General features: G+C 44.5%; 1 protein-coding gene. It reads right to left on the bottom strand.

Annotation, left to right across the window (positions count from 1 at the left end):
* Positions 1-384 (bottom strand): GAF domain-containing protein (locus tag BTA35_RS17500; RefSeq protein ID WP_139363769.1); only part of this gene is annotated, 384 nt, incomplete at both ends.

Genomic DNA, 384 nt, shown 5'->3' with positions numbered 1-384 from the left:
ATACTTGAAGCAGCCTTGTGAAAGCATTTTAACTTGTGCCAAAAAGTCAGCGGCAGACTCATAGCCTAATAGCTGGCTAAACGCAGGGTTGACCGATAGAAACACGCCCTCTGGATTGGTGCGAAAGATGCCTTCTATGGCATTTTCAAACAGTGATCTAAAGGCTTGTTCAGATTTTTGTAAGCTAAGATAAAGCTTGGCATTTTCGATGGAGATAGCCGCCTGTGCCGATAATATCTGCAAAGTTTCAAGGCGCTCTCGGGTAAAAATGTCGCTGCTCTCTTTGTTTTCAAGGTAAAGCACTGCCGTTAGCTCGCCGTGGTACAAAATGGGCATACAAAGCAACGATTTGGGTTGATGCAAGCGTATATAGCTGTCATGCAT

Source organism: Oceanospirillum linum (genome assembly GCF_001995095.2).
Lineage (GTDB): Bacteria > Pseudomonadota > Gammaproteobacteria > Pseudomonadales > Halomonadaceae > Oceanospirillum > Oceanospirillum linum.
The sequence above is the reverse complement of the archived record's forward strand: the minus strand, read 5'-3'. Positions and strand labels throughout refer to the sequence as shown.